Origin of the sequence: Brevibacterium sp. UCMA 11752 (assembly GCF_021532235.1) — a bacterium.
GTDB lineage: Bacteria > Actinomycetota > Actinomycetes > Actinomycetales > Brevibacteriaceae > Brevibacterium > Brevibacterium antiquum.
Map to the genome: position 1 here is coordinate 1999110 of NZ_JACBOS010000003.1, position 18321 is coordinate 2017430.

An 18321-nucleotide genomic window follows, 5' to 3' on the forward strand; every position below is an offset into this window, starting at 1 on the left:
TGGTCAGGTGGCGTTGGAAAGTTCTCAGGTGGCATGGGGGAGACGCTCGATGATGTATCGACGCACCTCGGCGGGGGAGAGATCGATGGGCGCGAGGAAATGTGCTTCCTCGACGGTGAGTGGTTCCAGCGTCTCCAGCTGGGAGTCGACAAGCGTCGGTGACATGAATTCGTGTGAACGGCGCGCGAGATGCTCGACGATGATCTCGCGGTCCCCGGTGAGATGGACGAAGAAGGTGGCTGGTGCCTGTGTCCTCAGATAGTCCCGATAGCTGCGTCGCAGCGCGGAACAGGCGACGATGGGCGGTGGAGTCGAGGTCAGCTCACTGGCCACGGACTTCAGCCACGGCCACCGGTCCTCATCGTCGAGGGGGACTCCGGCGCGCATCTTGGACTTGTTGTCCTGGCTGTGGAGATCGTCGGCGTCGACGAACTCGACTCCGAGCTCCGCAGCCAAGCGGCGACCGATCAGTGTCTTCCCCGTGCCGGACACCCCCATGATGACAAGCGGGGGAAGATCCATCTCAGTTGGCCTCTCGTAAAAATATGATGACATTGCTAAACTGCACTCATTAAATCAGATTTATAGAAATCTAAATGAGACGGGTGAAACTGTCAACCGCTGCGAGAACCTGTCAGCTGGGACAATTCGCCGTAACTGGACATTTCGCCGTCACTGTCAGCCATGACTATCAGCCACGAGGAAGAGGATTGGGTATGACCGCGGAAGTGGGCGTGATCGGCACCGGAGTGATGGGCTCGAACCTCGCACGAAACCTCGCACGGAATCTGACCGGCCGGACTGGAGCGCGAGTCGCCATCTACGACCGCGACGTCGACCGAGCTCGAGCACTGGCGGCCGACCATCACGAAGCGGACTTCCTCGTCGCCTCATCGCCGGCGGATCTGGCCAGCAAACTGTCGGGTCCACGCGTGGCGATCCTCATGGTCAATGCCGGCCCGGCCACGGACTCGGCGATCAGCGACCTGCTGCAGGTGTTCGAACCCGGAGACATCATCGTCGACGGCGGAAACTCGCTGTTCACCGACACCATCGCCCGCGGCGAGAACGCGGCCAAGGCCGGCATCGAGTTCGTCGGGGTCGGCATCTCCGGGGGAGAGGTCGGTGCGCTTGAGGGGCCATCGATGATGGTCGGCGGCACCGAATCCGCGTGGGCAAGACTGCGGCCCATTCTCGAACCCATCGCCGCTGGTGCCGAACCCATCGCGGCTCGTGCCGAATCCGGCGACGGGCGTCCCGAACCCAGCGCCGGGCGAAGCGCACAGGCGGCCCCGGAATCGTGCATCGCCCATGTGGGCACCGATGGGGCCGGCCACTTCGTCAAGATGATCCACAATGGGATCGAGTACGCTGACATGCAGCTCATTGCTGAGGCCTTCGCACTGCTGAGGAGCAGGCTCGGTCTCACCCCTCCTGAGATCGCAGAGGTCTTGAGAGAATGGAACCGAGGAGATCTCGAGTCCTATCTCATCGAAATCACCGCCGAGGTCCTCGACCACACCGATGCAGCCACAGGCGAGCCGTTCGTCGACATCATCGCCGATTCCGCCGGAGCCAAGGGCACCGGCGGCTGGACGGTGAAGACCGGCCTCGACCTTGGCGTGCCTGTCGCCACCATCGCCGAGGCGGTCTCGGCCAGGTCCCTGTCCGCGGCCTCCGTACTGCGCTCCTCCGGGACGGCGTTGGACGGTCCTTCGACGCTCACCTCGGCGTGCGAGGAAGCCCGCGATTCGGCGCTCGACGATGGCTCCGCCTCGGCGCCGGTCGACCGTGACACGGTCATCGAGACCGTGCGGCAAGCGCTGTTCACGGGAAAGATCCTCGCCTATGTGCAGGGCTTCCACGAGATCGCCGCAGGTGCGCAGGAGTACGGCTGGAACACGGAACTCGGTGAGGTTGCCAGGATCTGGAGGGCGGGCTGCATCATCCGGGCCAGATTCCTCGACCGGATCACGGGAGCCTTCGACGCCGATCCGAATCTGAGCTCACTGTTGGCCGCTCCGTACTTCCGGGATTCACTCAACGCCGGGCAGCAGGCTCTGCGGGATACGGTCGCCGATGCCGCCTCCTCGGGCGTGCCGATTCCGGCCCTGGCCTCGGCACTGTCGTACTTCGACGGCATCCGCACCTCAAGGGCTTCGGCGGCGCTGGTGCAGGGTCAGCGGGACTTCTTCGGATCCCACACCTACGGGCGCACAGATCGACCGGGAACCTTCCATACGCTGTGGTCGGGTGATCGCAGCGAGGTGGCGCTGTGATCACTGAGGTCTGTTCCGCTGGAACGTCTCTTCCGCGGCGACGTCTCTTCAGTTGAGCGGCAGTGGCCCAAACTCGTCGAACGTGGCAATGTTGGTGACATGACTCTGCCACATGAAGATATCGATCCAGACGGCCTGCTCGAATACTCGGTGGTCTTCACCGACCGATCACTCAACCACATGTCGGGTCGGTTCGTGTCCGTCATGCAGGACATCAACCGCATCCTGCGCGAGGCCTACGACGCGCACAGCGTCGCCATCGTCCCCGGTGGCGGCAGCTACGCCATGGAATCAGTGGCCAGGCAGATCGCGACGGGCAAGAAGTGCCTTGTGGTCCGCAACGGCCTGTTCTCCTTCCGCTGGTCGCAGATCCTCGACGCCGGATCCATCGCCAGTGAGACGACCGTGCTCAAGGCGTCCCCTCTCAGTGACGAGCACCAGTCGGCCTGGGCTCCTGCCCCCATCGCCGAGGTGGTCGCCGCCATCGAACGCGAGCGCCCGGCCGTCGTGTTCGCTCCGCACATCGAAACCGCCTCCGGCATGCTTCTGCCGGACGACTACGTGCGCCAGGTCAGCGACGCGGTCCACAGCGTGGGTGGTGTCTTCGTCCTCGACTGCATCGCCTCGGGTGCAGTCTGGGCCTCGCAGGAGAAGCTGGGCGTCGACGTTCTCATCAGTGCGCCGCAGAAGGGCTGGAGCGGTTCGCCCTGCGCCGGCTACGTCATGCTCAGTGAAGCCGGCCGCGCCGCCGTCGACGAGTCCACCTCGACGAGCTTCGCCATGGATCTGAAGAAGTGGCTGTTCATCGCCGACGAATACGAAGCGGGCCGGGCACCGTACCACGCGACCATGCCCACCGATTCGCTCGCGCACAATGCCGCCATCATGCTCGAGACGAAGGAACGCGGCTTCGACAAGCTCGCCGCCGCACAGTTCGAACTCGGCGATAGGGTCCGCAAGGTCTTCGCCGATCGCGGACTGCCTTCGGTTGCGGCACCGGAATTCGCCTCACCCAGCGTGGTCGTCGTCCACACGGACAACCCGCAGCTGGCCACCGGCGCTCAGTTCAAGGAAGCCGGAGTTCAGATCGCTGCCGGCGTGCCCCTGCAGTGCGACGAGCCCGAGGACTTCTCCACCTTCCGGATCGGTCTCTTCGGCCTCGACAAACTCGGCGACATCGACGGCTCGATCTCCCGCCTCGAAGCCGCACTCGACTCGATCGGCGTGACGCCCCAGGGCTGACGCCTGACGCTGAATCCTCAGGGACGGTGCCGCAGATCAGGTGCCCCACACCAGGAGCGCTGAAACATCTCGTTGCAACGGGGTGTTTCAGCGCTCCTGGTGTGTAGTGAGGGGCGAATCGCTCCAAGTGTGCAGCGGGTCCACCAACGTGCAGGTCTCGCGAATACACTGTGACAATGACTCAGAGAGAGCAGCGTCAGCGACTAGGGACGAATGACTTCGACCTCGAAGACGAATTGGTCGATGAGGCAACAGCGACCGTGATCACAGGGGCGAAGCGCCTGAACCGGAAGTGGCCGGAGCTCGTCGTCACCGGGTTCTTCGGCGGTGTCGACGTGGGCCTGGGTATCCTGGCGATGATTCTGGTCAAGCAGGCGACGGGGTCAGACGTGCTGGCCGGTCTTGCCTTCGGCATTGGTCTGCTGGCGCTGAGGCTTGCCCACTCAGAGCTGTTCACCGAAGAGTTTCTGCTGCCCATCAATGCCGTGATCGCGGGTCAGGCCAATGTTCTTCAGGTAGTCCGCCTGTGGGCGGTGACCCTGGTGACCAACCTCGTCGGGGGCCTCGCCTTTGCCGGGCTGATGGTTCTGGCGCTTCCTGACTACCACTCGACGATGATCGACACGGCCATGAAGTACATCGACCAACCATCCTTGGTGGTGATGATCGCGCTGTCGCTCTTGGCCGGTGCCACCGTCACCTTGTCCACCCGGATGTCACAGGGCACCTCGAACGACGTCGTCCTCGCCATCGTCAGCATGGCATCGGGTCTGCTGCTCATCGGCCTCGGCATGCTCCACGGTGCCCTCAACGCGATCGTCATCTTCGCAGCCATGTTGGCCGGGGCGGATATCTCGATGCTGGATCTGCTGAAATGGTTTGGAATCGTCATCCCGTTCAACATGCTCGGCGGGCTGCTGCTCATCACTCTGCCCCGGGTGGTTCGGACCTATCGTGTGCTTCGAGCATTGCGCAAGGGCACGGTTTCCCTCGAAGATCTCGAGACGCAGCCCAGCTAGGCGGTGTTGGCCATACCGTTGTTGACGGCTGACGAGCTCAACAGACCTGCGAGGTCTGAGCCCGCGCACAGGAGCGCCTCGGAGCGGGCGGCGATGCTCTTCATGCGGTCCTGGAGGGCATCGCGCGCGTCTGTAGTGTCACCGAGTGAGCGCAGGGACGTCATGACACTGTGGACTGCGGGTATCCGATATCCGCCTGCGCGAAGAGCAGCGACGATCCGGGCGTCTCTCACAGCGTCGGGCGGGTAGCGCCTGGCGGAGAGGTGCTCCGCTCGTTCGGGAGTGATCAGGCCTTCTTGTTCCCAGAATCGCAGGGTGGACGAGCGTACGCCGAGCGCGGCGGAGAGTTCGGTGATGCTCATCGTGTCGCCTGGTGCTGGGGGAGCGTCGTGGGCGCTTTCATCGACGATGCTGTCGAGTGCGCGGAGCGCGGCGACCGTGTCGCCCCGGGAACGCGCGAGGTCGACGTGGAGCCCGACGATTCGAGCGACGGCTTCGTCATGTGTCACATGGTGTATCTCGCGCATCATTGCGCGGGCGACCACGGGGCCGACCGCGATCGCCAGCCCGCGATATGCGCGCAGCGCGGTCACGTGCACGCCGGTGAACTGTCGGTATCCGTTGGGTTGACGAAGTGCCGACGGGATCACCTCGAGGCGTTCGAGATCTCGGATCTGCTGCACAGAGTAGCCCGAGGCAGCGGCGAGACGGCTCGTCGTATACCGCTCTGAATCATGTGCATCCGTGCTCGTCATGCGATAACCCTCCATAAGCACTTCAAGTTCATACTTGAAGTATGTCTATGAAACAGATCCTTTCAGAAATTCGGACCTACGACGGCCTCCTCGAGCTCGCGCCCACTCCAGGGAGCGAACACCCCGAGATCTCTTGGGGTGACTTCTTCTTCTACTACGCCCCGGACGAGCAGTTGCCGCGCAATCGCCAGCCGTATGCGACGATCGTGACGAAGGACTACCCGGACGATACTCAGTCTCGTCTCGACGCCGATGGTCGCTGGCGGCTGAATATCCACGTCGGATCAGAGGTCTTCACCGATCTGCTCGGTTACCCGCCCGAGGAGATCGACGAGATGGGGGTGGACTACGGCATCACCGACGCGTTCTTCCCTCACCCTCTGTATGGCGCATACGGGTGGGTCTGCGTCGTGAACCCGGGGAGCGAAACCATCGAGCGTGCTCTGGAGGCGCTCCATGGTGCTCATCTTGCCGACCGGCGGCGAGTGGAGCGCCGTCAAAGCCGGAGCAATGCTTCGCGAAACGCATGAGCTGGCCGAAGAGTTCCTCTACGCCCGCACTGGCTCTCAGAGCAGGAGCGATCATCTGGAATCTGCATGACAACTACCACCGATCCCGCGGCGCACACGACGGACAACAGCCCGCGTCCGCGGCTCCGGTGATCGTCAACAACGTCATGACCCGCAACTGCTGGGCGATGACCGCCGCTCGCTGCTGGCACCGGTAGCTGTGCTGCAGACACTCAGTGCCATAACCTCCCGTTGCGGCGGGCGGTTATGGCACCTGAGGTGCGTTGAGATGCAGACTCCTTCGTGCAGGCGGTGCTGCTGATTGCCTGCCTCAGGCGGTGGAGCCGAGCGCGACGACGTTGTCGGCGAGGCGTTCGTTGTCTCCGTACATGAAGTGGTTCTTCATGTTCTCCGAGAACCGGCTGGCATCGGTGGTCAGTCCGACCGCCTCGGCGACCTCACGGATGTGCATCGGAGTCGCGCCGCAGCACACGCCGATGTAGTTGACGCCCAGGTCGTGGACTTCCTTCGCGAAGGCACCGATCTCGTAGCGATTCGTCTGCAGCGGATCGAGAGCCGTGGGGAAGGTGCGACCGTGCGGGGAAGCCACCTCGGCGCGGGGGTCTGAGAGGTTGAAGAACGTGGGCTCATCCTTGGTCGTGCGGTAGGGGATGGGCAGGGCACCGACGTGACAGGACACGGCCGCGCGGATCTCCTTCAGCCACGGCAGCATTGTCGCGGGTCCGCGGAAGCAGTTGAGGCCGACGACGTCGACGCCCAGCTGTTCGAGCTTCTGTGCGGTCTCGACGATGCCGACGCCATCGGCCATCTCCTGGAAGGCCATGGGAGCGAGGGTGAGGACGACGGGCAGTCCGCTGGCCTTGGCGATTTCGGCTGCAGCAATGGCTTCGCCGGCGAAGTAGAAGGTCTCACCGATGATGAGGTCGGCGCCTTCATCCACGGCCCAGCCCACCATCTCGGTGAACATGGCACGGACCTCGGCCTGGCGATCGGTGTTCTCGGGATCCCAGATGTTGGAGTTCGAGATGTTTCCGGCCATGAAATTGCCGGGCTTGGCATCGGCAACGCCACGGGCGATCTGCAGGGCGGAGCGGTTGAGAGGTTCGAGCAGATCCTCCTTGCCGATGACCCGCATCTTCTCGCGGTGTCCGTTGTAGGTGAAGGCCTCGACGATGTCCGAGCCGGCACGTTGGAAATCCACGTGCAGGGAGCGCAGGGCATCGGGGAATTCGAGCGCGACCTCGGGCACGAACTCTCCGGCGGACAGGTAGCCGCGCTTTTCGAGTTCGAACAGGAATCCCTCGGCGCAGATCACTGGTCCGGCATCGAGGCGTTGGGTCAACGGGTTGGACTGAGTCATGAGTGCTCTCCGTACGGAAGGTAGAGGACAGGCGATTGAGCTCGCTCAGGCTGAGGGCCCGAACTCTACGCATATAACCATCTTTGGAAATGTTACCGAGGTCACATCGACTTAATTCTGTCATATGACGCTCGGAGTCACTCTCAGCGACTCCGAGGTTCTCGTCAGACTAGAGGATGGGCTCCGTTAGGGGAAGGGTGTGGAAAGAAGCCTTCTCCTAGCCTCTGCCGGAGGATCTATCCGAGTGTCTGCCGGGTTCCGGACGCAAGGATGCAAACGGTGCGAGCAGCAGTCGAGTCACGGTTGAGGAATACCAACGCAGTGCCTTCTCGAACGGTGCCCACGAAAGCACGTACGTGGCGAGGAGAGCGACGAAGAAACAGACGACGAGGATCAGGGGAGAGCTGAGTACGCCCTCGACATCATCGAGCAGAGGCTGAAGACCGCGGACGACGAACCCGTGGAGGACATAGACAGCCAGGCTGTTCCGGCCGATCTTCGCGATGATGGTGTCTTTGTCGCCGACCCACATGAGCAGCGCCAATGTCATCAGCAGTGCTCCGATGTCGACGATGAGGCGGATGCCGACGCCCTCGGGGATACTGACATCGAAGTGGGCGAAGTTGAGGCTGCCGTAGAACCACTTGTAGTAGACCTCATCGAGGTAGAAGTAGCCGATCGCGCCGAAAGCAGTCGCCGTGAAGAACAGCTTCTGCCAGATGCGCAGGCTGCCGGCCCAGTTGAGAATCTGCTTGCCGTAGAGCTTGCCGATGACGAAGAAGGGCCAGAAGATCATGGACCGTGACGCCGAGAGCTCCGTGTCGAGGATCGGCAGAATTCCACCGAAGAGCCCCACCACCACCGAGGTGACAAGGATTGTTCGTGGGAATCGTTCGATGAACGGCACGGTGATGATCCAGCACGCCATCGACAGCAGGAACCATGTGTACCAGAACGGGGTGAGGAAACTGTAGTCAGGATTGAGGTCGAAGACCCACATCCATCCCCACATCAGAGGCAGGACGGTGAACAGCAGGACCAGGAAGGTCAGGACGCGTTCGGGCAGCCTCGTCGACTTCGCTGTGATGCCGGCCAGGAAGACGAAGGCCGGCATGTGAAACGAATAGATGAGGTACATCGGCGCACGAAGGACATCGTCATCCCACGGTGATGTCCTGGCCAGCAGGTGGCCGAGGACGACAGCGAAGATGAGGATGCCTTTGGCGCGGTCCAGTCGGTGATCTCGTATGGGCACCACGCCACGATAGCGCGTCCGCGCCTCGAAGCAGAAAGATCTCATCGCGCCCTAAGGCGGAATCCAGGGGCTGTTCAGCTTGCGCAGGCGACGCAGGTCGGCGCATAGGGGCGAATCTCCAACCGCGCCTCGGGGATGGGGTTTCCGCAGTTCGTGCAGATTCCGAAGGTGCCGCGCTCAAGCCTCTGCTCCGCCTCGGCGATGGCTATCAGGCGCTCCTCGGACTGGCGCAGCAAGGTGTCCGCCTGTGATCGTTCGAAGGCGAGAGTCGAACCTTCAGGGTCGTGCTCGTCGTCGCTGTTGTCACCCTCGCGTGCCGCCGAGAGATCTTTGATGTCCGAGGACAGTGTGGCGATGAGCCGCCTGGTCGCGGCATCTTCTGCATGCAGGAGCTCCCGCACTCGATCCGAATCGGCCATCAGCCCTCCTCGCCGTTCATCATCAGGCGTCCAGAGCCTCGTTGGCTTCGAGCCAGCGCTCCTCCAACTCGGTCATTTCGTCCTTGAGCTCCTGCAGGGAAGAGGTGAGCTTCTGCAGCCCTTCGAAGTCGGTCTGGTCGTGGTCGGCCATCTCATCGTGGGCACGGGCGATGCGCTTGCTCAGCTTGTCCATACGACGCTCGATCGAGGAGACTTCCTTCTTCGCCGCTCGGGCCTCGGCTCCGGAGAGTGCGTCTGCGCCCGAATCAGCAGACGAATTCGCATTGCCCGAGCCGGAGTTCCCTGCACCTCGACCGGTGACAGTTCCCTTCGACCCACCGGATTTGGCGTCCTCGGCACGCAGCTCCAGATATTCGTCGACGCCGCCGGGCACGTGCCGCAGACCGTGATCGAGGATCGCGTACTGCTGATCGGTGACGCGTTCGAGCAGGTACCTATCGTGGGAGACGACGATCAAGGTCGCCGGCCAGGAGTCGAGGAGGTCCTCCATCGCCGCCAACATATCGGAGTCGACGTCGTTGGTCGGCTCATCGAGGATGATGACATTGGGCTCGGACATGAGGAGCAGGAGCAGCTGCAGGCGGCGCTTCTGTCCTCCGGAGAGTTCCTTGACGCGGGCCGAGAGGTGCTCTTTGGCGAAGCCGAGGCGTTCGAGGAGCTGTGCCGGAGTGTAATCCTTGCCTTCGATGTTGAAGCTCGTCTTCGACGCCGACAGAACTTCGCGGACCTTCTGTCCGGCGATGGCGTCGAGTTCCTTGAACTGCTGGTCGAGGACTCCGACCTTCACGGTCTTCCCGCGCTTGACCCTGCCCTCATCCGGTTCGAGTTCACCGGAGATGAGGCTGAGCAGGGTCGACTTGCCGGCACCGTTGGGCCCCAGGATTCCGGTGCGTTCGCCGGGGCCGATGCGCCAGGTGACATTGTCAAGGATCTGCTGATCCCCGAAGCTCAGTGACACATCGAGGAGGTCGACGACGTCCTTGCCGAGTCGGGCCGTCGCCATCTTCTTCAGTTCGATCGGATTGCGCACCTCCGGGACATCGGCGATGAGCTGGTTTGCCGCCTCGATCCGGAACTTCGGCTTCGAGGTCCGGGCGGGAGCACCTCGGCGCAGCCATGCCAGTTCCTTGCGCATGAGGTTCTGGCGCTTCTGTTCGGTTGCGGCAGCGATTCGGTCGCGTTCGACGCGTTGGAGGACATAGGCGGCGTATCCGCCTTCGAAGGGTTCGACGATCTGGTCGTGGACTTCCCACGTCTTGGTGCAGACCTCGTCGAGGAACCACCGGTCGTGAGTCACCAGCAGCAGAGCACCGGAGTTCTTCGACCAGCGGTTCCTGATGTGCTTGGCCAGCCACGAGATACCGTCGACGTCGAGGTGGTTGGTGGGCTCATCGAGGATGAGCAGGTCCCAGTCTTCGATGAGCAGTGCCGCCAGAGCCACTCGTCGGCGCTGGCCTCCGGAGAGGCTGCCGACTGTGGCGTTCCAGTCCAGGTCGGCGATGAGACCCGAGATGATGTCGCGGGCTTTGGCGTCGCGGGCCCATTCGTGGTCGTCCATGTCGCCGACGACGGAATAGCCGACGGTCGCGTCGGAGTCCATGGTGTCGCGTTGGCTGAGCATGCCCAGGCGCATTCCGCCCCGGTAGGTCACGCGGCCGGAATCGGGTTCGATGGTGCCGGCGAGCATGCCCAGCAGGCTGGACTTGCCGTCGCCGTTGCGGCCGACGATGCCGATCATGTCTCCGGCGTCGACGCCGAGCGTAACCGAGTCGAAGACGATGCGGGTGGGGTATTCGAGGTGCAGGGCTTCAGCCCCGAGAAGATGTGCCATATCGCCTTCTAGTTTAGTGCACAAGGGGGCCGGGACCAGCATGGGCGGGCAGTCGGGGGACCGGGGACGGAGTCGGTGCCCGGGATGGTCGAGCGTCGGGGTGAGGCAGAGCGAACATGAAGTTATGTTGCGTTTTCATATCGGTGTCGACGATTCGGATGCTAGTGGACCCTGTTATGGGTCTGAGGTGAATTAGACTGACGGAAAATTCATTGAAATATGAGTGATCATCCAGTGGTTTCACAAATTCGGCGGAGGACTCTGCGCCCGATCGACGCCAGTGCTGGACATGAGCAACTTGAGAAAAGAGTAAACGTGAAGAAGCTCGTATCTGCGGTGTCGATTGTCGCCGCATCTGCCCTCGTTCTCTCCGCCTGCGGATCCGGAGACAGCGGGGACTCCAAAGCTGAAGACTTCCTCGGCTGCATGGTGTCGGACTCCGGCGGCTGGGATGACCAGTCGTTCAACCAGTCGGGCCGTGAGGGTCTGACGAATGCGAAGAAGAACCTCGGTATAGAGGAAAAGCTGGCCGAGTCGCAGGGTGACGCGGACTTCAAGCCCAACGTGGACAACATGATCCAGCAGGGCTGCAACCTCACCTTCGGCGTCGGCTTCCTGCTCGAGGACGCGATCCAGGAGGCTGCTGAGGCCAACACGGACCTCAACTTCGCTCTCATCGACTCCACCTTCTCCGATGCTGACGGCAAACCGGTGACGCTGGACAACGCTAAGCCTGTTGTCTTCAACACGGCTGAGGCCGCCTACCTCGCCGGCTATGTGGCTGCGGCATCGTCGGAGTCCGGCAAGGTCGGGACCTTCGGCGGCATCCAGATCCCCTCGGTGACCATCTTCATGGACGGATTCGCTGACGGCGTGAAGAAGTTCAACAAAGAGAACAAGAAGAACGTCAAGCTCCTCGGCTGGAACAAGGAGAAGCAGGACGGATCGTTCTCCGGCGACTTCGAGAACCAGGGGCAGGGCCAGGCGCTGACCAAGCAGCTCATCTCCCAGGGCGCCGACGTCATCATGCCCGTCGCCGGTCCTGTCGGACTGGGTGCAGCCGCGGCCGCGAAGGAAGCCAAGGACGTCAAGCTTATCTGGGTCGACTCCGACGGATACGAGTCCACGGAATACGGTGACATCATCCTCACCTCGGTGGTCAAGCAGATCGCCAACGCGGTCGAGGACACCGTCGCCGAAGCCCAGAAGGGCAAGTTCTCCTCCGAGCCCTACGTCGGCACGCTCGAGAACGAAGGCGTCGGGCTTGCTCCGTACCACGACTTCGATGACAAGGTTCCTGAGGACGTGAAGAAGAAGGTCGAAGAGCTCAAGAAGCAGATCATCGACGGATCGCTGACCGTGGATTCCGAGAGCACGCCCAAATAAGCGAATAGGTTAAACTGCAGGGCCGAGTGGTTTCGGCCCTGCAGTTTTCGAATTTGTGAGGAGTACCGGAAGCAGTGAAACTCGAGCTTCGCGGGATGACGAAGGTGTTCGGATCGTTCGTGGCCAACGACCACATCGATCTCACCATCGAACCGGGCGAGATCCACGCCCTGTTGGGTGAGAACGGCGCCGGAAAATCCACCATGATGAACGTCCTCTATGGACTCTACGACGCCGACGGGGGAGAGATCCTCCTCGACGACAAGCCTGTGACCTTCGCCGGTCCTGGTGATGCTGTGGCTGCCGGGATCGGCATGGTCCATCAGCACTTCATGCTTGTGCCCGTGTTCACCGTCGCCGAGTCGGTGGCGTTGGGCTATGAGCCGACGAAGTCCATGGGACTCATCGACCTCGCCGAGGCACGGAAGAAGGTCAGGGAGATCTCTGCCCGCTTCAACTTCAACATCGACCCCGACGCCCTCATCGAGGACCTCCCGGTCGGTGCCCAGCAGCGCGTGGAGATCATCAAGGCACTGTCGCGCAACGCGAAGATCCTCATCCTCGATGAGCCCACCGCGGTGCTCACCCCGCAGGAGACCGACGAGCTCATCTCGATCATGCGCCAGCTCAAGGAGCAGGGCACCTCGATCGTGTTCATCACCCACAAACTGCGTGAGGTCCGGGCGATCGCGGACTCCATCACCGTCATCCGCCGCGGCAAGATCGTCGGTGAGGCCTCCCCTGATTCCACCGAGGCGGAGCTGGCCAGCCAGATGGTCGGCCGTCACGTATCCCTGACGACGGAGAAGGATGACGCCGATCCCGGTGACGCCACCTTCCAGGTCCGCGGCCTGACCGTCGTCGACAAGGCCGAGAACGTCGTCGTCGACGATGTCAGCTTCGACGTCCGCCGTGGTGAGATCCTCGCCGTCGCCGGCGTCCAGGGCAATGGTCAGACGGAGTTGGCCGAAACGATCATAGGGTTGACCGACCCCAGGTTGGGTTCGATCACTCTCGATGGGAAGGACCTCGTCGGCAAGTCCGTCAAGGACCGTCTGGGTTCCGGCATCGGGTTCGTTCCTGAGGATCGGTCCACCGACGGCATCATCGCCGAGTTCACGATCCGCGAGAACATGATCCTCGACGTCTACGACCGCCCTCCGTATGCCAATGGCCTCAATCTCAAGTCCGCTGTCATCAACGACGAGGCGAAGAAGAAGGTCGAGGAGTTCGACATCCGCCTCGGCAGCGTCGTCGACCCGATTGCGACTCTGTCGGGAGGCAACCAGCAGAAGGTCGTCCTCTCCCGTGAGCTCGGCCGCGACCTGCGCCTCTTCATCGCCAGCCAGCCCACCCGCGGCCTCGACGTCGGCTCGATCGAATTCGTTCACAAACGTGTCATCGCCGAACGCGATGCCGGCACACCCTGCCTCATCGTCTCGACGGAACTCGACGAGGTCTACGGACTCGCCGATCGGATCGCGGTCATGTACTCGGGCCGCATCGTCGGCATCGTCGGTGCCGACACCTCGCGTGAAGCCCTGGGCCTGATGATGGCAGGCGTCCCTGCCGATGAAGCTCTCGCCGCCACCGCGGCACCTGAGAAGAGCGACGCCGCCACCGCGGCATCCGATGACAACTGCGCCACCACCTCGGCGGAGGAGACGAAATGACAACCGATATCTCCCCGGCGGCACCGTCGGCGACCCCGCCTCCGAGCGCCGAAGCCCAGCCGGACAAAGAACCGAATCTGCTGCAGGAAATCCTGTCCGGTTCCTGGTTGGTTTCGGTGCTGGCCATCGTCGTCGCCCTTCTCCTCGGCGGTGTCCTCATCGCCGTGTCTAACGCCGAAGTCGTCGAAGCGGCGATGAACATCTTCGCCGCCCCCGGGGTCTTCTTCTCAACCCTGTTCTCCACCGTCGGCGACGCCTACTCCGCACTGTTTCGCGGTGCGATCTTCGACTGGGACGCCCGCACCACCGAGCGCGCCATCAGGCCCCTGACCGAATCCCTGGTCAGCGGCACCCCGCTCATCCTCACCGGCCTGGGCATCGCCCTTGCCTTCCGTTCGGGTCTGTTCAACATCGGCGGTCAGGGCCAGGTCATCCTCGGCGCCACGATCGCAGGCTTCCTCGGCTACGCCCTCCACCTGCCGCCCGTCGTGCACATGCTCATCGCAGCCGTCGGCGGCATCATCGGCGGCGCGATCTGGGCCGGCATCGCCGGTGTGCTCAAGGCACGCACCGGCGCCAACGAGGTGATCGTGACGATCATGCTCAACTCCATCGCCGGCTACCTGTTGGGCTACCTGCTCAAGCAGAGCTGGTTCACACACACCGACTCGGCGAACCCGCAGTCACGGACACTCGATGACTCATCGCAGATGTTCCTGCTCCTGCCCTCACCGTTCCGTCTGCACTTCGGCTTCATCATCGCCATCCTGGCCACGATCTTCGTCTGGTGGCTGCTGGAACGCTCCACGATCGGCTTCGAATTCAAGGCCGTCGGTGCCAACCCGCATGCGGCTCGCACGGCAGGCATCTCCGTGTCGAAGGTGACGATCCTCGTGATGATCGTCGCCGGTGCCCTCGCCGGACTCGGCGGCGCGGCTCAGGTACTCGGCACCGAGTACAAACTCACCGGCGGAATCAGCGGCTCGATCGGCTTCGACGCCATCACCGTGGCTCTGCTGGGGCGGTCCAAACCCTTGGGGACGTTCCTCGCAGGTCTCCTGTTCGGCGCCTTCAAGGCCGGCGGCTACCTCATGCAGTCCCAGACCGGAACGCCCATCGACATCGTCCTCGTCGTCCAGTCCGTCATCGTCCTGCTCATCGCGGCCCCACCACTTGTGAGGTCGATCTTCCGGTTGCCCACACCGGTGCTCAAGCGGAAGGAGGCCTGACATGAGCGCTCAGAACACCGCCGCTGCGAGCCCGGCAGCGAAGTCCTCGGCACAGTCCAAGGCACTGACCCCGATCGCGTGGAAGTTCCCGATCACCTACTCGATCCTGGCCCTCGTCTCGCTCATCTTCTTCGGCCTCATCGGTCGTGACGGTGATACGACGTTCCGGATCGCGACCGGCGGAGACCTCTTCGCCATTCCCGATGTCGTCGTGTCCTCGACCGTGGCAGGGCTGGTCCTCTCGCTCATCCTCGTGATCATGGCCGCAGCCTCGATCTACCTCGCCATGAAGCGGATCACCCTGGCCGGATGGTTCCCGATGGTCTTCGGCATCCTCTTCGTCGTGTCCTTCCTGGCCTGGGCCGGGGGCGGCAGCGGCGGCGTGATCCCGCTGACCACGCTGTTGGCCGGCGCCCTGGCACTGTCCGTGCCGCTGATCTTCGGCGCCATGTGCGGGCTCGTCGGCGAACGCTCCGGCATCATCAACATCGCCATCGAAGGTCAGCTGCTGGCCGGTGCCTTCCTCGCCGCAGTCGTCGCCTCAGTGGTCAAGAACCCCTATGCGGGTCTCCTGGCAGCCCCGATCGCCGGCGCGCTGGTGGCTGTGGTTCTCACCTTCTTCGCGGTGAAGTACTGGGTCAACCAGATCATCATCGGCGTCGTGCTCAACGTCCTGGTCGTCGGAGTCACCAGCTTCCTCTACTCGACGGTCCTCACACAGAACCCGGGCCTGTGGAACTCCCGGCAGCAGCTGCCTAACCTGCCGATCCCGCTGCTCTCGGACATCCCCATCCTGGGACGGGTGCTCTTCGACCAGAACATCCTCGTCTACATCATGTACGTCGTCGTCATCGCCCTCCAGATCTTCGTGTTCCGCTCGAAGTGGGGGCTGCGGATGCGGGCCGTGGGCGAACACCCGAAGGCTGCCGACACAGTGGGCATCAAGGTCAACTTCACCCGCGTGCGCAATACCCTCATGGCCGGTGCCATCGCAGGCCTCGGCGGTGCCTTCTTCACCGTCGGATCGGGCCTGGCATTCGGCAAAGAGATGTCGGCCGGACAGGGATACATCGCCCTTGCAGCGATGATCCTGGGCAAATGGAACCCGAAGGGTGCCCTGCTTGCCGCCCTGCTGTTCGGCTTCTCCAAGAGCTTGGGCAACACTCTGCAGTCCATCGGAACTCCGGTGGCAAACGAGCTGCTGCTCATGCTTCCCTACATCGTCACGGTTCTCGCCGTCGCCGGTTTCGTCGGCCGGGTTCGCCCACCGGCGGCCGAAGGCGTGCCGTACGTGAAATAGTCCAACCCTGAAGAGAGAGGTATCCCCTATGACTTCCACAGATGTCGAAGCCTCTGAACACGTGTGGAGCGTGGAACCCACCCCCGTTTCGGTCGACGACCTGAGCGAGGACACCTGGTCGCTGCTGCGAGATGAGGCGATGAGAGCGATGCGCTGCGCATACGTTCCGTATTCGTCCTATCCCGTGGGCGCGGCCGCACTGGTCGATGACGGTCGAATCGTCAGCGGCGCCAATATTGAGAATGCCTCGTTCGGGGTGACGCTGTGTGCAGAATGCTCACTCGTCTCCGATCTGTTCATGTCCGGCGGAGGCCGGATCGTGGCATTCGACTGCGTCGATGGTGCGGGAGCGACCCTGGCCCCGTGCGGACGCTGCCGGCAGCTCCTGTTCGAACACGGCGGCACGGAGATGATGCTCAACATGCCCAGCGGCAGGGCTCCTATGTCAGTTGTGCTGCCCGATGCCTTCGGACCAGATCATCTGAGCGGTGATGCGCCGGGCGCAGGCTCCGCCAAGCACTGACCCCGATATCGCCGAGGTGGCCCCGCGATCCGAGCGCCACCTCGGCGATCAATGGTGACCACCAGAACGGTCACCCCAGTGGCCGCCACATCGGCCACCCCAGTGGCCGGGTCGTCGGCCACACTCGAAGAACGAAGGACTGACACTGTGAGCGTAGAGGCATTCGATGCCGTCGACGTCATCGCCGCCAAACGCGATGGCCGTACCCTGAGCAGAGAGCAGATCGACTGGGTGATCGATGCCTATACCCGCGGTGTCGTCGCCGATGAGCAGATGGCCGCACTGGCCATGGCGATCTTCATCAATGACATGGAACCTGGTGAGATCGCGGACTGGACGCAGGCGATGATCGCCTCGGGCGAGCGGATGGACTTCTCATCCCTGTCCCGCCCGACCTCGGATAAGCATTCGACAGGGGGAGTCGGGGACAAGATCACCCTGCCTCTGGCCCCGCTGGTCGCGGTCTTCGACGTCGCCGTCCCACAGCTCTCGGGTCGCGGGCTGGGCCACACCGGGGGGACCCTGGACAAGCTCGAGTCCATTCCGGGCTGGCAGGCGGGTCTGAGCAACGAGGCCATCCTCGACCAGCTCGAGGACCTCGGCGCGGTCATCTGCGCCGCAGGCTCCGGCTTAGCTCCTGCGGACAAGAAGCTCTATGCACTGCGCGACACCACCTCGACGGTCGACTGCATTCCACTCATCGCCTCATCGATCATGTCGAAGAAGATCGCGGAAGGCACCGAAGGACTTGTCCTCGACGTCAAGGTCGGATCCGGCGCATTCATGAAGGACCTGGCCAAGGCCCAGAAGTTGGCTCGGACCATGGTCGACCTGGGCAAGGCGGCCGGGGTCAGGACCTCGGCGCTGCTGACCGACATGTCCACCCCGCTGGGGCTCACAGTCGGCAACGCCCTCGAGGTCCGCGAGTCCGTCGAGGTCCTCGCCGGCGGCGGCCCCTCCGACGTCGTGGATCTCACCGTCGCCCTGGCCGAGGAGATGCTGCGTCTGGCAGGGAAGACCGACGTCGATGTGCGTGCCGCCTTGGGTGACGGCCGGGCCATGGACGTGTGGAAGAAGATGATCCGGGCCCAGAACGGTGACCCCGACGCCGCTCTGCCCGTCGCCGAGCACACCGAAGTCATCACGGCGCCTGCGTCCGGCGTCCTCAGTCGGCTCGATGCATTGTCCGTGGGAGTCGCCTCCTGGCGCCTGGGTGCCGGACGAGCACGCAAGGAGGACCCGGTCCAGGACGTGGCCGGCATCGAACTCCACGCCAAGCCTGGCGACACCGTTGCCGAAGGCCAACCGCTGATGACCCTGCACACGGCGACTCCAGAACGCTTCGCCCGAGCGATCGAATCTCTCGAGGATGCCGTCGAGATCGGAGGCGACCTCAGCGCGGTCTCCGCGTCGATCGTGCTCGAGAAGATCACCTGAGTCGCCGTCACGCGCATTGCATCACCGCAGTACCAACTCACGCAGTACGAATCACACCGCAC

16 protein-coding genes are annotated in these 18321 nt (G+C 63.1%); 10 read left to right on the forward strand and 6 right to left on the reverse strand.

Annotated features, from left to right (window positions below; genetic code table 11):
- Positions 1-24: 24 nt before the first annotated feature.
- Complete coding sequence (locus HU144_RS08910) at positions 25-522, reverse strand: gluconokinase (RefSeq protein WP_235351062.1); 498 nt, start codon at positions 520-522, stop codon at positions 25-27.
- Positions 523-716: 194 nt separating this feature from the next.
- On the opposite strand from HU144_RS08910, the gene gndA reads away from it, so the two are divergent.
- The 3 genes from gndA (at position 717) to HU144_RS08925 (ending at position 4540) form a co-directional block, all read left to right on the forward strand.
- The gene (gene gndA / locus HU144_RS08915; protein WP_235351063.1) at positions 717-2279 is read left to right on the forward strand and encodes an NADP-dependent phosphogluconate dehydrogenase; all 1563 of its coding nucleotides are present in this window, start codon (positions 717-719) and stop codon (positions 2277-2279) included.
- Positions 2280-2378: 99 nt separating this feature from the next.
- A complete protein-coding gene (locus HU144_RS08920) occupies positions 2379-3521 on the forward strand; it encodes an alanine--glyoxylate aminotransferase family protein (protein WP_235351064.1) in 1143 nt (380 codons plus the stop codon).
- A gap of 176 nt (positions 3522-3697) precedes the next feature.
- Complete coding sequence (locus HU144_RS08925; protein WP_235351065.1) at positions 3698-4540, forward strand: formate/nitrite transporter family protein; 843 nt, start codon at positions 3698-3700, stop codon at positions 4538-4540.
- Here HU144_RS08925 and HU144_RS08930 read toward each other — a convergent pair.
- A complete protein-coding gene (locus tag HU144_RS08930) occupies positions 4537-5295 on the reverse strand; it encodes a MerR family transcriptional regulator (protein ID WP_235351066.1) in 759 nt (252 codons plus the stop codon). The genes HU144_RS08925 and HU144_RS08930 overlap by 4 nt on opposite strands.
- 41 nt (positions 5296-5336) lie before the next feature.
- Here HU144_RS08930 and HU144_RS08935 point away from each other — a divergent pair, with 41 nt between their 5' ends.
- Positions 5337-5825 (forward strand): DUF6194 family protein, encoded by a 489-nt coding sequence (locus HU144_RS08935; RefSeq protein WP_235351067.1) that lies wholly within the window; start codon positions 5337-5339, stop codon positions 5823-5825.
- Positions 5826-6135: 310 nt separating this feature from the next.
- Here HU144_RS08935 and HU144_RS08940 read toward each other — a convergent pair whose 3' ends face one another.
- The 4 genes from HU144_RS08940 to HU144_RS08955 all read right to left on the reverse strand — a co-directional run bounded on the left by HU144_RS08940 (position 6136) and on the right by HU144_RS08955 (position 10711).
- Positions 6136-7185, reverse strand: coding sequence for a homocysteine S-methyltransferase family protein (locus tag HU144_RS08940; RefSeq protein ID WP_235351068.1), 1050 nt, complete (start codon positions 7183-7185; stop codon positions 6136-6138).
- A 217-nt stretch (positions 7186-7402) separates the two neighbouring features.
- Positions 7403-8440, reverse strand: a complete 1038-nt coding sequence (locus HU144_RS08945) for an acyltransferase family protein (RefSeq protein WP_235351069.1) — start codon at positions 8438-8440, stop codon at positions 7403-7405.
- A gap of 74 nt (positions 8441-8514) precedes the next feature.
- Positions 8515-8859 (reverse strand): TraR/DksA family transcriptional regulator, encoded by a 345-nt coding sequence (locus tag HU144_RS08950; protein WP_235351070.1) that lies wholly within the window; start codon positions 8857-8859, stop codon positions 8515-8517.
- Between the two features lie 22 nt (positions 8860-8881).
- Positions 8882-10711, reverse strand: a complete 1830-nt coding sequence (locus HU144_RS08955) for an ABC-F family ATP-binding cassette domain-containing protein (protein ID WP_235351071.1) — start codon at positions 10709-10711, stop codon at positions 8882-8884.
- Positions 10712-11026: 315 nt separating this feature from the next.
- Here HU144_RS08955 and HU144_RS08960 point away from each other — a divergent pair, with 315 nt between their 5' ends.
- From HU144_RS08960 to HU144_RS08985, 6 genes are all read left to right on the forward strand, one after another.
- Entirely contained in the window at positions 11027-12097 is a 1071-nt protein-coding gene (locus HU144_RS08960; RefSeq protein ID WP_235351072.1) for a BMP family lipoprotein, read from the forward strand.
- A gap of 74 nt (positions 12098-12171) precedes the next feature.
- Positions 12172-13770: an ABC transporter ATP-binding protein gene (locus tag HU144_RS08965; RefSeq protein ID WP_235351073.1), complete on the forward strand. Its 1599-nt coding sequence runs from the start codon at positions 12172-12174 to the stop codon at positions 13768-13770.
- A complete protein-coding gene (locus HU144_RS08970) occupies positions 13767-14999 on the forward strand; it encodes an ABC transporter permease (protein ID WP_235351074.1) in 1233 nt (410 codons plus the stop codon). Before HU144_RS08965 ends, HU144_RS08970 begins: the two co-directional genes overlap by 4 nt.
- Position 15000: 1 nt before the next feature.
- The gene (locus HU144_RS08975) at positions 15001-16299 is read left to right on the forward strand and encodes an ABC transporter permease (RefSeq protein ID WP_235351075.1); all 1299 of its coding nucleotides are present in this window, start codon (positions 15001-15003) and stop codon (positions 16297-16299) included.
- A gap of 28 nt (positions 16300-16327) precedes the next feature.
- Positions 16328-16822 carry a cytidine deaminase gene (locus HU144_RS08980; protein WP_101573074.1) on the forward strand — a complete coding sequence of 165 codons (495 nt, stop codon included), beginning with the start codon at positions 16328-16330 and terminating at the stop codon, positions 16820-16822.
- Between the two features lie 147 nt (positions 16823-16969).
- Positions 16970-18259 carry a thymidine phosphorylase gene (locus HU144_RS08985; protein WP_235351076.1) on the forward strand — a complete coding sequence of 430 codons (1290 nt, stop codon included), beginning with the start codon at positions 16970-16972 and terminating at the stop codon, positions 18257-18259.
- Positions 18260-18321: the final 62 nt, after the last annotated feature.

What these genes read in the sequence shown, in the direction of transcription:
- HU144_RS08930 (WP_235351066.1), bottom strand. Translation starts at nt 5,295, where the DNA reads ATGACGAGCACGGATGCACATGATTCAGAGCGGTATACGACGAGCCGT.
- gndA (WP_235351063.1), top strand. Translation starts at nt 717, where the DNA reads ATGACCGCGGAAGTGGGCGTGATCGGCACCGGAGTGATGGGCTCGAAC.
- HU144_RS08970 (WP_235351074.1), top strand. Translation starts at nt 13,767, where the DNA reads ATGACAACCGATATCTCCCCGGCGGCACCGTCGGCGACCCCGCCTCCG.
- HU144_RS08925 (WP_235351065.1), top strand. Translation starts at nt 3,698, where the DNA reads ATGACTCAGAGAGAGCAGCGTCAGCGACTAGGGACGAATGACTTCGAC.
- HU144_RS08975 (WP_235351075.1), top strand. Translation starts at nt 15,001, where the DNA reads ATGAGCGCTCAGAACACCGCCGCTGCGAGCCCGGCAGCGAAGTCCTCG.
- HU144_RS08910 (WP_235351062.1), bottom strand. Translation starts at nt 522, where the DNA reads ATGGATCTTCCCCCGCTTGTCATCATGGGGGTGTCCGGCACGGGGAAG.
- HU144_RS08940 (WP_235351068.1), bottom strand. Translation starts at nt 7,185, where the DNA reads ATGACTCAGTCCAACCCGTTGACCCAACGCCTCGATGCCGGACCAGTG.
- HU144_RS08955 (WP_235351071.1), bottom strand. Translation starts at nt 10,711, where the DNA reads ATGGCACATCTTCTCGGGGCTGAAGCCCTGCACCTCGAATACCCCACC.
- HU144_RS08935 (WP_235351067.1), top strand. Translation starts at nt 5,337, where the DNA reads ATGTCTATGAAACAGATCCTTTCAGAAATTCGGACCTACGACGGCCTC.
- HU144_RS08980 (WP_101573074.1), top strand. Translation starts at nt 16,328, where the DNA reads ATGACTTCCACAGATGTCGAAGCCTCTGAACACGTGTGGAGCGTGGAA.
- HU144_RS08920 (WP_235351064.1), top strand. Translation starts at nt 2,379, where the DNA reads ATGACTCTGCCACATGAAGATATCGATCCAGACGGCCTGCTCGAATAC.
- HU144_RS08950 (WP_235351070.1), bottom strand. Translation starts at nt 8,859, where the DNA reads ATGGCCGATTCGGATCGAGTGCGGGAGCTCCTGCATGCAGAAGATGCC.